16 protein-coding genes are annotated in these 17888 nt (G+C 62.9%); 15 read left to right on the forward strand and 1 reads right to left on the reverse strand.

Annotated elements, in window-relative coordinates:
- The first annotated feature begins 285 nt into the window (after positions 1-285).
- The 10 genes from B097_RS0105550 to B097_RS0105595 all read left to right on the forward strand — a co-directional run bounded on the left by B097_RS0105550 (position 286) and on the right by B097_RS0105595 (position 11933).
- On the forward strand, positions 286-1983 hold the full coding sequence (locus B097_RS0105550; RefSeq protein ID WP_018581553.1) for a bifunctional uroporphyrinogen-III C-methyltransferase/uroporphyrinogen-III synthase: 1698 nt from the start codon (positions 286-288) through the stop codon (positions 1981-1983).
- 88 nt (positions 1984-2071) lie between these two features.
- A complete protein-coding gene (locus B097_RS0105555; protein ID WP_018581554.1) occupies positions 2072-3463 on the forward strand; it encodes an NAD-dependent succinate-semialdehyde dehydrogenase in 1392 nt (463 codons plus the stop codon).
- A gap of 108 nt (positions 3464-3571) precedes the next feature.
- Positions 3572-4573, forward strand: coding sequence for a porphobilinogen synthase (gene hemB / locus B097_RS0105560; protein ID WP_018581555.1), 1002 nt, complete (start codon positions 3572-3574; stop codon positions 4571-4573).
- A gap of 8 nt (positions 4574-4581) precedes the next feature.
- Positions 4582-5208, forward strand: coding sequence for a hypothetical protein (locus tag B097_RS12560; RefSeq protein WP_147287114.1), 627 nt, complete (start codon positions 4582-4584; stop codon positions 5206-5208).
- 15 nt (positions 5209-5223) lie between these two features.
- A complete protein-coding gene (locus tag B097_RS0105570; protein WP_018581557.1) occupies positions 5224-5709 on the forward strand; it encodes a hypothetical protein in 486 nt (161 codons plus the stop codon).
- Positions 5706-8297 carry a heavy metal translocating P-type ATPase gene (locus B097_RS0105575; protein WP_018581558.1) on the forward strand — a complete coding sequence of 864 codons (2592 nt, stop codon included), beginning with the start codon at positions 5706-5708 and terminating at the stop codon, positions 8295-8297. The genes B097_RS0105570 and B097_RS0105575 overlap by 4 nt, the downstream gene beginning before the upstream one ends.
- Positions 8298-8316: 19 nt before the next feature.
- On the forward strand, positions 8317-8667 hold the full coding sequence (locus B097_RS0105580; protein ID WP_018581559.1) for a VOC family protein: 351 nt from the start codon (positions 8317-8319) through the stop codon (positions 8665-8667).
- Between the two features lie 59 nt (positions 8668-8726).
- Positions 8727-9776 (forward strand): uroporphyrinogen decarboxylase, encoded by a 1050-nt coding sequence (gene hemE, locus B097_RS0105585; RefSeq protein WP_018581560.1) that lies wholly within the window; start codon positions 8727-8729, stop codon positions 9774-9776.
- Positions 9777-11177, forward strand: a complete 1401-nt coding sequence (locus tag B097_RS0105590) for a protoporphyrinogen oxidase (protein WP_018581561.1) — start codon at positions 9777-9779, stop codon at positions 11175-11177.
- A gap of 27 nt (positions 11178-11204) precedes the next feature.
- Complete coding sequence (locus B097_RS0105595) at positions 11205-11933, forward strand: DedA family protein (protein WP_018581562.1); 729 nt, start codon at positions 11205-11207, stop codon at positions 11931-11933.
- Positions 11934-11950: 17 nt separating this feature from the next.
- On the opposite strand, the gene B097_RS0105600 is transcribed toward B097_RS0105595, so the two are convergent.
- Positions 11951-12805, reverse strand: a complete 855-nt coding sequence (locus tag B097_RS0105600) for an NAD(P)-dependent oxidoreductase (RefSeq protein ID WP_018581563.1) — start codon at positions 12803-12805, stop codon at positions 11951-11953.
- An 87-nt stretch (positions 12806-12892) separates the two neighbouring features.
- Between B097_RS0105600 and hemL the strand changes: the two genes are divergently transcribed.
- The 5 genes from hemL to B097_RS0105625 are packed head-to-tail and all read left to right on the forward strand — an operon-like array spanning position 12893 to position 17868.
- Positions 12893-14224, forward strand: a complete 1332-nt coding sequence (hemL, locus tag B097_RS0105605) for a glutamate-1-semialdehyde 2,1-aminomutase (protein ID WP_018581564.1) — start codon at positions 12893-12895, stop codon at positions 14222-14224.
- A 15-nt stretch (positions 14225-14239) separates the two neighbouring features.
- Complete coding sequence (locus tag B097_RS0105610) at positions 14240-14848, forward strand: histidine phosphatase family protein (RefSeq protein ID WP_018581565.1); 609 nt, start codon at positions 14240-14242, stop codon at positions 14846-14848.
- Positions 14849-15424, forward strand: a complete 576-nt coding sequence (locus B097_RS0105615; protein WP_018581566.1) for a TlpA disulfide reductase family protein — start codon at positions 14849-14851, stop codon at positions 15422-15424.
- The gene (locus B097_RS0105620) at positions 15417-16202 is read left to right on the forward strand and encodes a cytochrome c biogenesis CcdA family protein (protein ID WP_018581567.1); all 786 of its coding nucleotides are present in this window, start codon (positions 15417-15419) and stop codon (positions 16200-16202) included. Before B097_RS0105615 ends, B097_RS0105620 begins: the two co-directional genes overlap by 8 nt.
- A 22-nt stretch (positions 16203-16224) precedes the next feature.
- The gene (locus B097_RS0105625) at positions 16225-17868 is read left to right on the forward strand and encodes a cytochrome c biogenesis protein ResB (protein ID WP_018581568.1); all 1644 of its coding nucleotides are present in this window, start codon (positions 16225-16227) and stop codon (positions 17866-17868) included.
- Positions 17869-17888 lie beyond the last annotated feature (20 nt).

Consider the following 17888-nt stretch of genomic DNA (forward strand, 5'->3'; position numbering starts at 1 on the left):
GCGTGAAAACGACGGTGTAAAATAGGTGGCCGTTTTTCCTATTTGGCTTTCCTAAATTAAGGTGTAACTATCATACGTTGATAAACCAACCGTCCACGTGGTCCCCTTATCGGGGATATGGCCTTATGAGCAGCACTTTTATGCGTTCGTTGGGGTGTGGGTGGCGGAGTTATTCAACACTAGCGAAAACCGTAAACGCCTTCACATTTGGCTTGCCGGCATCTCGGGGCACGTGATCATTTCCGCGTGCTCTTGCCGCAGACCCGAAGTAGAAAAGAATCGTCTATGACCATGGCCCACCAACCGCCCCAGCCGGCGAAAGTCGTCTTCGTCGGCGCAGGCCCGGGCAACCCGGATTTGCTCACCGTGCGTGCACGTGAAGTTTTGGAAAACAATGCGTACGCCGTCGTCGATAGTGACGTGCTTCCTGAAATCCGTGCCGTCATCGGCGCAGCGTTGCCCGTGCCGCAGCACAAACAGGATGCCGCCGACAAGGAATATGAGCAGATGTGCGCCGCAGCGAAGGAGGCTGGGGCGCGCCGTAAGCCACCGAAGCCGGAGGACCCGACCGCGGCCGAGGTGTCGGAATCCGTGGAGGATTTGGACGCACGGATTGAGCAGATCAAGCAGGTGATGGGCGCGTCCGAGCAGTCCATCATCGATGGTGAGGCTGGCGACGGCGACGTGATTCGCCTTGTTGCCGGCAATCCTTTGACGCGTGACTCCGTGATGGAGGAGATCGCCGCCGTGGCCGCCGCCGGCCTGGAGTTCCAGGTGGTGCCGGGCATGAGCCTGCCGTCGACCGTGCCCTCGTTTGCCGGTATTGCGTTAGGTTCAACCTATACGGAGGCAGATTTGACCAATGATGTTGATTGGGATCAGTTGGCGTCCGCCCCGCAGCCGCTTGTGCTGCAGGCAGAGGCTGAGGACTTGCCGACGATCGCAGCGGAACTGACCGAGCGTGGCTATTCGCCGTCGACGCCGGTGTACGTGACGACGAATGGCACCACCCGTTTGCAGCGCACCTTTGATGCCACACTGGGCACCATCGGGAAACTGGATGCGGAGTTGCCAGGAAAACTCGTCGTCACGCTTGGCACTGTGGCTGATGACCGCACGAAGTATTCGTGGTGGGAAAACCGGCCCCTGTATGGGTGGCGCGTGCTGGTGCCGCGCACGAAGGCTCAGGCTGCGGCGATGTCGACGCGCTTGTCCGGTTATGGTGCGATTCCGCAGAGCGTGCCGACGATCTCCCTGGAGCCGCCGCGCAACCCGGCGCAGATGGATCGCGCCATCAAGGGGATCGTGGAGGGCCGGTACCAGTGGATCGTGTTCACCTCGGTCAACGCAGTGACTGCTGTGTGGGATAAGTTCGCGGACCTGGGCTTGGATGCGCGTTCCTTCGCGGGCGTGCATCTGGCCGCGGTGGGCACGAAGACTGCTGACGCGATCCGCGCCAAAGGCATGACCCCGGAGCTGCTGCCGCACCGTACCAAGCAAAACGCGGCCGGACTGGTCGAAGTATTCCCCGAATATGTCGAGGAGCTAGATCCGGTGTCGCGTGTGCTTCTGCCGCGGGCTGACCTGGGCACTGATGTGCTGTCGGACGGCCTAGCAGAGCTGGGCTGGGAAGTCGACGATGTGGTGGCGTACCGCACCGTACGCGCCGCGCCGCCACCGCCGGAGACGCGCGACATGATCAAGACCGGTGGTTTTGATGCCGTCTGCTTCACCTCCGCGTCCACCGTGAAGAACCTGGTGGGCATTGCCGGTAAGCCGCATCAGCGCACCATCATCGCCTGCATCGGACCGATGACCGCGGCCGAAGCGGAAGAGCAGGGCCTGCGCGTCGATGTCGTCCCCGAGGTCGCTGATGTGCCGTCGCTTGTCGACGCCCTGGCCGACCACGTGGCCCAGTTGCGTGCTGCCGGCCAGCTCCCACCGCCGCGCAAGAAGCGGCGTGCGCGCAGGAAGTCGTCCTAAGCGAACTGAGACCTAAGCCATAGGCCCTTTACTCGTGTGATTTCCCCCACTATGCTTGGGGGAAATTTCACAACGAAGGAGCCAGATCATGGGATACGCAACCACCAACCCGTTTACCGGAGAGGTCGTCAAGGAATTCGAGACCGCCACCGCCGAGCAGATCGACCAGGCAATCGCCAAGGCTGATCAGGAATTCCGCGAGTGGAGCCAGCTGCCCGTCGCCCAGCGCGTCGAGGTTCTGCAGAAGGCAGCGGACATCTTGAAGGCGGAGAAGCGCGAGTTCGCCGAGGTGCTCACCCTGGAGATGGGCAAGCTCATCGGCGAGGCTGAGGCAGAGGTAGACCTGTGCATCGGAATGCTGGAGTACTACGTCAACAACGGCGAGGAACACCTAGCGCCGCGCTCAATCCCTGCAGAGGGCTTCGATGAGGGCGACGTGCTCCTGGTGAAAGAGCCCCTCGGTGTGCTGTACGCCGTCGAACCGTGGAACTTCCCGTACTACCAGGTCATTCGCATTGGTGCGCCACAGTTCACCGCGGGTAACACGATCGTGCTCAAGCACGCGTCGAACGTCCCACAGTCCGCGCTGAAGATGGAGGAGCTGATCAAGCGGGCCTCTGGTCGCGAGGGACTGTTGGTCAACGTTTTTGCTTCCCACGACGCCAGCGAGCAGATCTTGGGCGATCCTCGCGTGCGTGGTGTCGCGCTCACCGGTTCGGAGGGCGCGGGTGCGGCGGTTGCCCAGGTGGCCGCGAAGAACCTGAAGAAGTCTACCCTTGAGCTTGGTGGTGCGGACGCGTTCATCGTGCTTGCCGACGCCGACCTTGACAAGACCGTCGAGTGGGCAGTCTTCGGCCGCCACTGGAACGCGGGCCAGGTCTGTGTGTCGTCGAAACGCATGATCATCGTCGACGAGCTTTACGACGAGTTCCTGGCCAAGTACAAGGAGCGTGTGGCGCAGTTGGTGGCTGGCGATCCGATGGATCCGCAGACCACCCTCGCCCCACTGTCCTCGCAGGGTGCTGCCGATGACCTGATGAAGCAGGTGGAGAAGGCGAAGGCCGATGGCGTCGAGGTTGAGGAGATCACCATTGATCTGCCTGAGACCGGGGCATTCGTGCAGCCGGCCATCATGACGGGGATCGATCCTTCCTCTGAGGTGGGCTGCTCCGAATTCTTCGGCCCTATCTCCCAGCTCTACCGTGCGAAGGACGCTGATCACGCGATCGAGATCGCGAACGCCTCCCCGTTCGGGCTGGGCGGCTCCATCTTCTCCGCGGACGTGGAGAACGCGAAGAAGTTGGCGCGCAAGATCGACACCGGCATGGTCTACATCAACCAGCCGACTGGCGTGAAGGCGGATATTCCTTTCGGCGGTACAAAGCGCTCTGGCTATGGCCGCGAGCTGATCGATTTGGGCCTGCTTGAGTTCGTTAACGAGAAGGTCGTGGTGAACCGCGATATCGACGGCGACTTCTAAACGCCGTGCCGCGCGGGCTCGTGTGACTGTCAGAGATGGCGAAATACCTCTCGGCGCTGTTGCTGCCTAAGATGGGCCAGTAACGAAACAACCGAAAGGAACACCGCTGTGTCTGCGTTTGAGTTCACCCGCCGCCCGCGTCGGCTCCGCCAGAATCCAGCTCTGCGTGAGCTGGTCGCCGAAACCCGGTTGAGTGCCGCCGATTTCATCCTGCCGATGTTCGTCGCCGACGGCATCGAAGAGAAAAGAGAGATCAGCTCCATGCCGGGGGTGTACCAGCACACCTCAGACTCTCTGGTGCAGGCCGTCGAGGAGGCCGCGGAGGCCGGGATTAAGTGCATCGATCTCTTCGGCGTTCCCCTCGATAGCGACAAGGATGCCCAGGGTTCGGTGGCCTGGGCAGAAGACGGCGTGCTCAACCGCAACCTGGCACGCCTGCGCAAGGAGTTCGGCGATGACATCATGATCATGGCCGATACCTGCCTCGACGAGTTCACTGACCACGGCCACTGTGGCGTGGTCACCACCGATCGCCACGGCAACACCATCGTGGATAACGATGAGACCGTGAAGCTCTACCAGCAGATGGCCGTCGCCCAGGCGGAGGCCGGCGCACACATTGTCAGCCCATCCGGCATGATGGACGGCCAGATCGGCGCCATCCGCCAGGCCCTAGACGCCGCCGGCTTCCAGGACGTGGTCATCATGGCGTACTCGGCGAAATACGCCTCCAGTTTCTTCGGCCCGTTCCGCGAGGCAGTCGGTTCCTCGCTGCAAGGCGATCGTCGGACGTACCAGCAGGACCCCGCCAACGTGCGCGAGTCCCTGCTGGAAACGCAGTTGGATATCGACGAAGGCGCGGATTTTGTCATGGTCAAGCCCGCCATGCCATACCTGGACGTGCTGGCCAAGGTGGCTGAGATGTCGCCGGTGCCGGTGGCTGCGTACCAGGTCTCTGGCGAGTACGCGATGATCCAGGCCGCGGGCCGCAACGGTTGGGTGGACCAGGACGCGGTGATGATGGAGTCCTTGATGTCCATCAAGCGCGCCGGGGCAGACCAAATTCTGACGTACTTCGCCGTCGACGCCGCTAAGGCACTGAAGGGTTAGCGCAGGTAATGACGATAGCCCCCAACGGAAGTAACGCTCCCGCCCCGCGAGCGCCACAGCCACCTCCACCACAGCCATCGGGCTCATCAGAGCCCGCCGGCAAGAAGCGCCCCGAGGTGATCACGTACCTCATCGGGATCTGGTCGTTCATGGTGGGCGCGGAGCTCCTCCACCAGATCTTGAGCGTGACGATGAGTCTGCTCGACCCATCGGCCCTGAAAGCCGCCGCGCGGGAAACGGCGGATGAGAACCCAGAGATCCCTGCGGCTGCGGTTGACCTATCGGTCTACCTGTCCATCGGGTTTATGGCGTTGGTCATGCTTGTGCTCCTCGGCCTGCTGCTGTGGATGTTGGCGCTGTTCGCCAAGCAGCACAAATGGTCTGGTTACGCCCGCCGGTTGCTCTATATTTTCTCCCTCTTCTTCGCTTTCCGCATGCTGCTGGTCTTCTTGGCAACCCCGGGTGCTTCAGACGTTCCCCTCTGGTTGTTCGCTTTCGACGGCATGGTGCAAATTGCGCTTGGAGTTGCGGGAATACTGGGAGTGTTCTTTGCTAACAAGGAAGAAGCGTTAGCGTGGACTGGCGAGGATCAGCGCCCGCCTTTCGCCAAGTCTGATTCTGACAAGAAGAAATAAGAAAAGAGCTGCCCCATGCCTTCGATGTTCCCGTCGTTTAGCGCCCACCCCGATGATTTAAACCGGCGTTATGACATGACTGTGGGCGACGATTGGCCACGTTCGCTGAAGATTTCTTTCTGGCTGATCATCGTTGGCGCGGTGCTCATGTTGGTCACCGCCATGCGTGCGGTGGCCGTCGGGGTGCCGGACCAGGCTCCGAACCAGGAGTTCGCGGAGGCGTATTTGCGCAACATGTGGTTCATGGTCGTCGTCAATGCGGTTACGGCCTTGGTGATGGCTGGTGCTGCCTCTTACCTGCGTAAAGGCAGCCGCACGGCCAGGATCGTCGTTGCGGTATGCATCGCTGTCGCATGTTTTTTCAACGTGGTGGCCTTCGCCATTCGCATCGCTGGGCTGTCTGCGATCGTGATCGTCGCGGTGCTTGCGTTCGCCGCACTGTTCCTCTTCCGCCCGAAGGCTAATGCTTATATTGCGAAAAAGACGGAAGAGTCGCGATGAGCGACCCCCATGGTGACCACGTCTCTCGTGCGATTGATTCCGCAGTTGAGGCGGCCCGGAGCGTGGGCATTGAGCTTAACGACGATCAACCGGCCCATGATTTAGCGGCTCGACCAAAGACGTCGCTGGCGTTTGACCTGCGAAACTTGCCCGATGTCACGGATCTCGGGGCTGTGGAAAATGCGCTAGAAGAGCTACCGGGTGTGCGTGCGCGCCTTGTGTACTCGACGAAGACCGCGTGGATCACGGCACCGGATTTGATGGATCCTTCTGATGTGATCGCCGTGATGGAGCGTTACGGTATTGACGCGGTGATGACGGATTCTTCTCTGCGGCGCCGCATCGTGGCGTCCCATACGGAGGAGCGCCACGGCGCGGTTCCTCGTCGTGCGATGCGTGGAACGAAAGGCATGAGCGGGCGGATGCGCCGCCTCCAGGCGGAGGAGGCGCGGGCCTTAGATTCGGCGCGCACGGCCGGTTTCCTGCGTAATCAGCGAGCCAACCAGCGGCGCACGGGGGCCGACCAGGACGTTTTGTACACCTCGCGGGAGATGATGACGGTCCCGCGCCTCTTGGTGGCGTTGATCCTAGGCATTCCTGTGATTGTGGTGTCGTATTTTCAGGCATTGCAGTTTCCGGGTTGGCAGTGGGTGGCGCTTGTGATGAGCGCTCCCGTGGTGGTGTGGTCGGCGTGGCCTTTCCACCGCGCGCTGGTCGGTGGGGTGCGCCGGGGCCTGACTGCCCTGGATGGGGCGAGTTCGCTGGCGATTCTGGTGGCGTTTACGTGGTCCATCGCTCTGCTTGTGGGCACTCCGGCGGGGGATATTGGGTGGAATTCGGAGCCGAAGTGGTTCGCGTTTAACCACTCTCGGTTGTCCGACGGTGAGCTCTTTCTCGACGTGGCCTGCGGGATGACCATCTTGCTGCTGGCCGGCCGCATCTGGACGATGCGCGCTAGACCCAGCCTGCTCAACGAGATGGCGCGGCGTCGACCTGACCCGTCAACGCAGGTGGCTCTCTCGGTGCGCAATAGGGCGACCGGCGCAGTCGGGGTGCACCATGTGAACTTGGGGGAGGTCAGCCCCGGCGACGATATTGTGCTGCATGCTGGCGAGATCATCCCGGTCGATGGACGCGTGATCGGCGGTTCGTGCGAACTTGAGCCCGGGCTGATCGACGCCCGCGAAGACATGGTGGTCAAGGTGAATTCGCAGGTCTTTGCGGGTTCGCGGATTGTCGATGGGCAGATCAAGGTGCGCGTGGAAAAGACCGGGCACCAGACCCGTATGGCCGCTACGCACCGCTGGATTCAGGATGCTTCGCAGCGCCAGCACCAGGCCACCATGCTGTCCACGAGGACGGCGAGCTGGTTGATCCCCGCCGCTGTGGTGATAGCCTTGATTGATTTCATGGCGTGGGTGGCGCTGTCGAATAATTACAACGCCGCGATGGCGACCGCGCTGGCGATTCTGGCCTCGGTAGCCCCGACGGCGTTGGCGCTGTCGCCCTCGATCGCGATCCGGCTGGGCATCGAATCGTCGGCACGCAACGGCATCATGATCCGCGACGGCAAGACGCTACGCAAGCTGGAAAACCTGGACACCGTCATCTTCAACCGGGTGGGCACGCTCGTCCTGCCGGAGATGAACGTGGAAACGATCACCGCGGAGCGTGGCGAAAACGCTGACATGGTGCTGCGCGTGGCGGGCGCTTTGTCGATGGAATCGGACCACCCTTCGGCCCAGGCGATCGTCCGCGCCGCCCGCGAAGCCCGCGACCACGCCGAAGGCGGCGACGAGGTGCCGCACTGGATTGACGTGACCAACCTGGAGATCACCAAGGAAGGCGATTTCAAGGGCCGCATCGAGCTATTCACGCGTGACGACGAGGGCGTGGAGCACCCGCACCAGGTCGATGCACTGCTGTGGCGGCCCACCAACCTTTCTAGCCTGCACGGCCGGCTCGCCGTTGCCGCTACGGCAGGCGGTACGCCCATCGTCGTGCGGTGGAAGGGTAAAGACCGCGGCGTGATTACCCTCTATGACCCGATCAAGGACGATGCTCAAGAAGCCGTGACCCGCCTGGAGGACATGGGGCTGGAGACCATGATGCTCTCGCGCGATACCTATCCCGTGGCGCGCAAGTTCGCGGACCTGCTGGGCATTTCCTCTGTTCTTGCGGGCATCAGCAGCAACGATAAGCCGAAGACTGTGCGTTCCGTGCACACCCAAGGTGCCAACGTGGCCATGGTGGGGGACCACTCGGTGGAGTCCTCCCTGAAGGTCGCGGACGTGGGCATCTTGGTGAATGCTGGCGACAAACTCGACACCAGCCGCGACATGCACGACAAGCTGTCGGTCGCCGTGGTGCGCGACGATGTCTCCGCCATCCCTCAGCTGATCGAGCAAGCCCGCCGCGTGTGCACCATCATTGACCGCAATATCGTCTATTCGTGGGCGTATAACATCACGGCGATGGCGCTGGCCGTCGCAGGGCTGCTGCACCCGATGGCTGCGACGGTGCTGATGCTGGGCATGTCGCTGTTTGTGGAAGTACGCTCCGTGTCGGCGAAAAAATTCCCCCACTAGTCCCAAGGAGTATGTCACCATGCGTTTTCACGCCGCCATCCCTATTCTTGCTGTGAACAGCGTGGAATCGGTCCACGAGTTCTACACAGCCATCTTCGGCGAGACCGACATCGAGCCCGAGGCCGGCATCGCCGAGTGGGAGGTGTCCGCGGGCCACTACGTCCAGGTCGCCGAAATACCTGAGCGCGCAGGTCAGGGCGCAGTAGTCGTCGGCACGCGCGATGTGCAGTCGCTTGTCGACGAGCTCCGCGCCCGAAACCTTCCTGTCACCGATGTGGAGGATTACTCCTTCGTCAAGGTAGCCGTGGCCGTGGATCCTGACGGAAATGAGATCCAATTCGCTGAAGACGTAGACACAGCGGAGGACTAGGCGGACGGCCCGGGTGGGGCAGTTTCCTTCTGTCAAACTTTTGGTCCACAATGGGGGACATGAAACGTCGCGACCTAAAGAATGCCCCGCTGCTTGAGGCAGCCAATGGCCGTACCCCCTCCCGCACCCCGGTCTGGTTCATGCGCCAGGCCGGTCGCTCCCTTCCGGAGTACAAGAAAGCACGCGAAGGCATCTCCATGCTGGACTCGTGCTTCATGCCCGAGCTGCTCGCTGAGATCACGATGCAGCCGGTGCGCCGCCACGACGTGGACGGGGCCATCTTGTTCTCCGATATCGTGGTGCCGCTGCGCGCCGCCGGCGTGGGTGTAGAGATTGTGCCCGGCCGCGGACCAGTGATGGACAAGGCGATCGAGTCGCGTTCCGACGTCGATGCGCTTCCCATCCTCGACCACGAGGTAGAAGAGGTCGCGGACGGCATCGAGATCATCCTGGATGAGCTGACCGACCAGCAGGTACTCATCGGCTTCGTCGGCGCACCTTTCACCCTGGCCAGCTACCTGGTGGAAGGCGGCCCCTCGAAGAACCATGAGAAGACCAAGGCCATGATGCACGGCGACCCAGACACCTGGCACGCCCTGATGAAGCGCATCGTGCCCACCGTGAAGAATTTCCTGCGCACCCAGGTGAACGCGGGCATCGACGCCATGCAGCTCTTTGATTCCTGGGCTGGGTTCCTGACGCGCAAGGACTATGTTGAGCACGTGCTGCCGTATTCGGTGGAGATCCTGGAATCGGTGGCGGGCGAGATTCCGCGCATCCACTTCGGCGTGGCCACCGGCGAAATTCTTGGGGCCATGAGCGATGCCGGCTCTGAGGTCATGGGTGTGGACTGGCGCGTCCCACTCGACGAGGCCGCGAAGCGTTTCTCTAGCCCGCGCGTATTGCAGGGCAACCTGGATCCGGCGATGCTGTTCGCCGGTTCCGATGTTGTGCGCTCCGAAGTCGCACGTATCAAGGCCGAGGCCGCCCGCGCGATCGAGGCAGGCGATGCGACCGGCCACATCTTCAACCTGGGACATGGTGTCTTGCCCACCACCCAGGCGGAGGCCATCACCGAAGCAGTGGCCATTATCCACGAGGAGCAGTAAATGAAATTTGCCATCGTTGGCGCAGGACTTGCTGGCTTGACCAGTGCATACGAAATTCGGAAGGCGGAGCCGGACGCGCATATCGACGTCTACGAGGCCACCGACCGTATCGGCGGAAAACTTCTTACCGTCCCCTTCGACGCCGGCCCCACCGACATGGGCGCAGAAGCCTTCTTGTATCACCGGCCCGCGGCGCGCGAGTTCTTCACTGAGCTCGGCCTTGCCGACAAGATCAAGTTCCCCTCGGGGCTGCGTTCCACGGTGTTTACCGGCGGGGAGCTGAAAAACTTGCCACGCGGCGGGATGATGGGCATCCCCTCGTCGTCAAGTCCCGTGGAACACCTGGTCAGCGAGGAGACCGCCGCGCGTATCGACGCCGAGGCCGACCAGCCGGGGATCGACTGGGAAGTCGGCGGCGACATGAACGTGGGTGCCCTGGTGCGCGAACGCATGGGCGATGAGGTCGTGGACCGCATCGTGTCCGCCCTGCTTGGTGGGGTGTATTCCTGCACGGCCGATGATTTAGGCATCCGCGCAACGATCCCGCGCCTGGCCGAGGAGTTCGACCGCCTGGCTGAGGCGGGGGAGAAGGTCACCTTCCACGCCGCCATCGAGGCGATCAGCCAGCAGCGCAAAGAACAGTCCGCCGGCGTGAAGCCCGGGCCGGTGTTCGGCTCCTTCGACGGCGGCTACGCCGAGGTGTACGAGACCCTGGCGGAGAAGTCCGGCGCCAACATCTACATTGATGCGTTCATCTCTGGCGCCAAGCGCACCGACGCTGGCAAATTCACCCTGACCGGCGGGCAGGACGAGGAGTACGATCGACTGATCCTGGCTACCCCCGCCCCGACCACGGCGCTTCTGCTGCGCGACATCGCCCCGGAGGCAGGGGGCGCCCTGAAGTCGGTGCAGCTTGCGGACAGTGCGGTCGTCGGCATGCGCTTTGCTTCCGACGAGGGCCTGCCCGATAACTCCGGAGTGCTGGTCGCCGCCGATCAGGAGGGTGTGCACGCCAAGGCCTTCACGTTCTCCTCGAAGAAGTGGCCGCACCTCGGCGAGCGCGGCGGGGCACTGGTGCGCGCCAGCTTCGGACGCTTCGGAGACACCATCGCGCGCGATACCGACGAGGACACCCTGGTCGATTGGGCGCTCGACGACCTCCAGACCACCACCGGTTTCGACGGCCGCGCCGCCGGCCTAGAGGAGATCTATGTGCAGCGCTGGCTCGGCGGCCTTCCGCGTTACGACGAGAACCACATCGCCACCGTGCGCAAGGTTTTCTCGCTTATCGACGACGTCCCCGGCCTTGCCCTGACTGGCGCGTGGGCTGGGGGAGTGGGTGTGCCCGCCGTGATCACCCACGCGAAGGAGACCGTGGCCGGCATGCTGGGTGAGGATTAGTCACGATCTGGACTAGATTAGGTGAGCGTGAACCAGAATCCTGAAGAAACCCCCACTGAGCAAGAGTCCGAGTGGTGGGAAGAACCCGGCATGCCGTGGAACAAGAAGCCCGGCAAGGCCGACTACTGGTGCCTCGGCTGGCTCGGGTTCGTCGGCCTGTTCGGCATGGCGATGATCCCGCTGCGCGCCTGGCTTTTGGGCCTGTCGCCCGAGGTCATGCTGGCGTTGACGGGCTCCCGGCTGGGTGCCGCGTCGACGGGTGCTTTGGCCGCCGTCGGCCAGGCGCCGGGGTGGATCTGGTACCTGCTGATCGGCTCTGTCGTGGCCATCAAGTTTGACTGGGTGTACTGGTGGGCCGGCAAGCTGTGGGGCCGCGGGATGCTGGACGTCTACGCCGAGCAGTCGGCCCGTACAGCCCGCAATATTGAGCGCGCCGAACGCTGGACCCAGAAGTTGGGCTGGTTCGGCATTTTTCTCGCCTACCTGCCGATTCCTTTGCCGATCGCCCTCGTAGTCTTCATCATGAGCGGTGCCACCGGCATGAAGGTGGGCAAGTTTATGGTGCTCAACTTCATCGCCAAAACGGTGTGGAACCTGGGCTACTTTGCACTGGGCTACGCCATCGGCGAGCCGGTTGTCTACGTGCTGGAGCAGTACCAGAAGGTGGCTGGCTGGATCGCGATCGCCCTGGTTGTCGTGGTGATGGCCTCGGTGTTCTACAAGCAGTCGAAAAACGATTCCAGCGCGGCCAAATAGGTCGCGCTGACTTGGGCCTACTCGTTGCGGTAGACCATGAGCGAAGAGAAGTCATGGTCGCCGCGACCACGTTCAGCCTGCTCATCCAAGGAATCCAGCGCAGCGCGCACCGCGGGGAGGTCCTTATCGGTGGAATCCAGCATGAGTCGCGCATCCTTCGCGATCGCATCCACGGTGAAATCACCCGGCGAGGTCTCCCGCTCACCCAGCACAAACGGCTGCTTCATGTTGCGCATGAACTCTAAACCGGTGGATCCCAACAGTTCGGAGACCTCCGCGGCGTCCAAGCCCTGCGACTCACCCAAGTACAGCGCCTCCTTATAGCCCTGCGCGGTCACGGCCAGCGCCAGGTTAGCCAGCAGCTTGCCCGTGGCTGCCTTCGCCCCAGAATCGACGACCTTCAGCCGCTCCGGGTTAGCAGCGGCCCACGGTGCGACTACCTCAGCCACGGTTTCTCGTCGTGAAGCGTCCGCCCCACCCACGTAAACGCCCAGCTTGCCGTTGCGCGCCGGGGTCAGTGTGCCCACCACCGGGGCGTGCACATAACTAGGGACGGCCGCGGCGAACTCCGTGGCGTCCTCCGGCGACACGGTAGTGGTATCCGTCCAGGTCACGCCCTCGGGGATCAGGCCTGGCTCGATCACGACCTCGCGCACGGTGTCCGGACCGAACAGCGAAGTAATCACCAAGTCCGCGCCTTCGACGGCCTCCGCGGGGGTATCGGCAGCACGCGCGCCCTTATCGACGAGCGCCTGCGTCTTCTCCTTCGTGCGGTTCCACACGGTGAGGCTGTGGTCGTCGACAAGCTTCAACGCCAGCTCGGTGCCCATGCGACCCAAGCCCAAGAATGCAATATTTAATGAAGTGTTCATGCTCACCATGGTGCCAGAATTATCACTGGTCGTCCCATGCCCAATCGGGATGGCTTGGTGAGGGCAGGCTGAACTACAATGGTGCGCATGACTGCCCGAGATCTTTTTAGCCAGAATACGTCGAGTAATACCGCCAAGTCCGCCGAGCTGTTTCAGCGCGCGCAGGCGGTGACCCCGGGTGGCGTGAACTCCCCGGTGCGCGCCTTCGGTTCTGTGGGCGGGCAGACCCGCTTCATCACCAAGGCCGAAGGATCGCGCCTGACGGACGTGGACGGCAACGAATACGTTGACCTGGTGAACTCCTGGGGGCCGATGGTGCACGGCAACTCGCATCCGGCCATTCTGGAGGCTGTGGAAAAGGCCATGAAGGATGGCTTGAGTTTCGGTGCTCCCACCGCCGGTGAGGTGGAGCTGGCGCAGGCCATCATCGACCGCACCAGCGTCGATGCGGTGCGCATGGTCAACTCCGGTACCGAGGCAACCATGAGTGCGGTGCGTCTAGCGCGTGGGTTTACGCAGCGCGCGAAGATCATCAAGTTTGACGGCTGCTACCACGGCCACGTGGACTCCCTGCTGGCATCCGCGGGTTCAGGCGTGGCTACTTTTGCGCTGCCGGACTCCCCGGGGGTGACGGGTGCGCAGGCGGGCGACACGATCGTCGTGAAGTACAACGATCTTGACGCGGTCCGCCAAGCCTTCGCGGAGCACCCAGGCGAAATCGCGGCCATCATCACGGAGGCCGCCGCCGGCAACATGGGCACCGTCGCACCGCAGGAGGGCTTCAACGCGGCGCTGAAGCAGATCGCGCACGACAACGGCGCGCTGCTGATCATCGACGAAGTGATGACCGGCTTCCGCACCTCCTACTCCGGCTGGTACGGCGTGGATCACGTGGCTGGCGACCTGACCACCTTCGGCAAGGTCATCTCCGGCGGACTTCCCGCGGCAGCCTTCGGCGGGCGCGCGGACATCATGGCGCATCTCGCGCCGAACGGCCCCGTCTACCAGGCAGGCACGCTGTCCGGAAACCCGGTGGCGATGGCTTCCGGTCTGGCGTCGCTGAAGCTGGCCAGCGAAGACATCTACCCAACCCTGCACGCTAACGCCGACCAGCTGGAGAAACTCATCAGCGAAGCGCTCACTCGCGAAGGCGTGGCGCACCACATCCAGCGCGCCTCCACGATGCTGTCCATCCGCTTCGCCGAAGGGGAGGGCCACAACTTCGAGGACATGAAGGCTGCTGAGACCTTCCGTTTCGCGCCGTTCTTCCACGCCCTGCTGGACCACGGCGTCTACGGCCCACCCAGCGCGTTTGAGACCTGGTTCGTCTCCACGGCACTTAACGACGATGATTTCGCCGCCATCGAAGCCGCCCTCAAACCGGCAGCTGCCGCTGCAGCCAGCGCGACCGCAGAGTAAAGGACTGACTCAAGCATGACCACCACCATCGTCCACCTGGTCCGCCACGGCGAGGTCTACAACCCCGGCAAGATCCTTTACGGGCGCATCCCGGGTTACCACCTGTCCTCGCGCGGGCACTCCATGGCGGCTGCCACCGCGGATTCCTTCCGCGGCCACGACGTCACCTACCTGGCCGCCAGCCCCTTGGAGCGCGCCCAGGAAACCGCCGCGCCGATCTCCAAGGTCACCGGGCTTGAAGTGCGAACCGACGAGGCACTGATCGAATCCGGCAACCGGTTTGAAGGCCTGCGCACCAAAGGCTGGCGTTCGCAGCTGTGGAACCCAATCCGCTGGCGGCTCATGACCGACCCGTCCGTGCCCAGCTGGGGCGAGCCTTATGAGGAGATCCTGGCGCGCATGATGGACGCGGTCGAACGCGCCCGGCTCGCGGCCGAGGGGCACGAGGCGATTCTGGTGAGCCACCAGCTGCCGATCGTGATGGTGCAGCGCGCCGTCGCCGATAAGCCGCTGCCACATAACCCGCTGGACCGCCAATGCGATTTGACGAGCGTGACCTCTTTGCTGTTTCGTGATGGCATACTTACTGAATCCTTCTATTCCACCCCAGCACGAGAGATCTAAATGCGCACACGTTGTGGCCTGGTAGCGGTCCTCACCGCTGCGAGTCTAGCCCTGACCGCCTGCGGCCAGGACACCGGCAACACCCAAACCTTCGCCTTCCATTCGCCCGGCGGCGAGGTGGAGATTTTCTACCCCGAAGAAGAACGCAAACCGATTCAGGATTTCTCCGGCGAATCGCTTAACGACGAGGGCGAGACCATCAGCCTCTCCGATTTCGAAGGCCAAGTTGTGGTCCTCAACGCGTGGGGGCAGTGGTGCGCGCCGTGCCGCGCCGAGGTCGACGACCTGCAAGAGGCGCACGAGGCGCTTGGCGACGACGGCACCGTGCTGGGCATTAATGTGCGCGACTATAACGCCCAGATCGCCCGCGATTTTGTGGAAGACAACGGAGTTACTTACCCCTCTATTTATGATCCGCCGTTCAAGACGGCCGCGGCACTGGGCGGCGTGCCCACCTCGGTCATCCCGACCACGATCGTGCTGGACCAAGAACACCGCCCAGCCGCCGTTTTCCTCCGCGAGGTCAACGCGCAGGACATTTTGGATGTTACCGATGAGCTGATCGCTAATGGGTGAGGTCTTCGCTGACGCCGCCGCCACCGGACCTCTGCTGATCGGCCTGCTGGCCGCGGCTTTGGCCGGGCTGGTGTCCTTCGCCTCGCCGTGCGTGGTGCCCTTGGTGCCGGGTTACATGTCCTACCTCACCGGCATTGTTGGTGGGGAAATGACCATGGACAAGGAGTACGGCCCGCGAGTGGGCAATCGTCGGAAAGGCGCCGTCGTCGGTGCGGCCCTGCTGTTCGTCCTGGGCTTTTCCGTGGTGTTCATCCTTATGTCGGTCTCCGTGTTCGGGGCCGTGAGTGTTATCCAGCTCAACCGGGACCTGCTCATGCGCATCGGTGGGGTAGTGACCATCATTATGGGCTTGGTTTTCATGGGCATGGTGCCCGCCCTGCAGCGCGACACCCGCATGCAGCCCAAGAAGCTGGCCACCTGGGTCGGCGCGCCCCTGCTCGGCGGGGTGTTCGCCCTGGGCTGGACGCCGTGCCTTGGCCCCACCCTGGCCGCCATCATCTCCGTGGCAGTGGGCACCGACGGCATGACCGCCGCCCGCGGCACCCTGCTCATCCTGGGCTACTGCCTGGGACTGGGGATACCCTTCATCCTGATCGCCCTGGGCTCGGCGCGCGCCATGAAGACTTTCGATTTTCTGCGCAAGCATTCACGCACCCTGCAGATCATCGGCGGAATTTCGATGATTATCGTGGGGATAGCACTCTTGACCGGCGCCTGGAACTATTTCATCAGCTGGTCGCAATCGCTGGTCGCCGACTTCGGCACCACGGTCATTTAACCACCGAAGAAAGGACTCGGACGTGCAACAGGTGTGGACGTGGCTGAAGAAGGCGTGGCACTGGCTGACCAGTATGCGCACCGCCCTGGTCCTGCTCTTCCTCCTGGCGCTCGTCTCCATCCCCGGCGCCCTACTGCCGCAGCGCACGGTCAGCGAATTCCAGGTCGACGAGTGGATCGAATCCAACCCGCGCCTCGGCGCCGTCTACGACAGGCTGCAGCTTTTCGACGTCTTCAGCTCCACCTGGTTCATCGCGATCGTCACCCTACTGATGGTCTCCCTAGTCGGCTGCATCATTCCGCGCTCCTGGGACCACTACAAGGCCTACAAAACACCACCCACCAGGGCACCGAAATTTCTCCACCGCATGCCCATGCACGCAGAGGCGATCGTCGATAAGCCTCTTGATCAAGCCAAGGCCGACGCAACCCGGGCGCTGAAGCGCTGGCACGTCGCCGAATATAGTGCCGACGAGGACCGCGCCGGTGCCAACTCCCTGTCCGCCGAACGCGGCTACGGGCGTGAGCTGGCGAACCTGATCTTCCACATCGGGATCGTCGCCGTGCTGGTCACCGTGTTCATCGGGCGAATGATCTACTACGAAGGCCAAGTGATCGTGGTCACGGATTCCGAGTCCGAATACGCCGTGCCCGTGGAACAATCGCAGGAATTCTGCAACACCTCGCCCGCCAACTTCGACTCCTTCCGCGCCGGCGCGCTTTTCGACGGCACCGGGCTTACCCCCTTCTGCTTCGTCTCCCACAACTTCGCCGCCGACTACCTACCGAACGGGCAGGCGCAAGAGTTCACCTCCGATATCAGCTATGCGCTTGGCGACGAGATCACCACCGACCCTGAGACCTGGTCGGATTACACGCTGCGCGTCAACCACCCGCTGCGCCTTGGCGGCGACCGCATCTACCTGCAGGGCCACGGGTTCGCCCCGCAGATCACGGTGACGTGGCCGAATGGGGAATCGCGCACCCAAATGATCCAGTTCCGCCCGGATGACCCGACCTTCTTCCTGTCCTCCGGCGTAATGCGTTTCGATCCGCCGGCCGGCATGTACCCCGACCTGTTCGAGCGCCGCCAGAACCAGATCGCCATCGAAGGCCTGTTTGCCCCCACCGCCCGGTGGGGAGGCGTGGACGGCAACGAGCTCAGCTCTTCCTTCCCGTCGATGCAGGACCCGGCGATGGCCATCGACATCTACCGCGGCGACGCCGGCCTGGACTCCGGACGCCCGCAGAACATCTTCGTCCTCGACCAGACACTTGTCGCGAACGGGCAGCTGCAGAAGGTCGACCGCGTCAACCTGGCCCCCGGCGAGGAAGCCACCATCGACGGCGGGATCACCGTGCGTTTCGACGGTGCCGCCGAATACGCCAACTACCAAGTCAGCCATGACCCCTCCCAGGGATGGGTGCTGGCTTCGGCCATCGTGATGCTGGCCGGTCTGATCGGCTCGTTGATGATCAAGCGCCGCCGCGTGTGGGTGCGCTTCACGCCTAGCGACGATGGCTCGTCGACACGCATCGAAATGGGCGGTCTGGCGCGCACCGACCGTGCAGGATGGACCAGCGAATTCGACGAGCTGACCAACGCGATCGCTGGGCGGGTCGACCCGGATACTGATGACTCTGACGTGATGGGGTACGACGACTAAGCAGTCTTGGCCGAACCCCA

The organism is Corynebacterium pilosum DSM 20521 = CIP 103422, from assembly GCF_000373805.1.
GTDB lineage: Bacteria > Actinomycetota > Actinomycetes > Mycobacteriales > Mycobacteriaceae > Corynebacterium > Corynebacterium pilosum.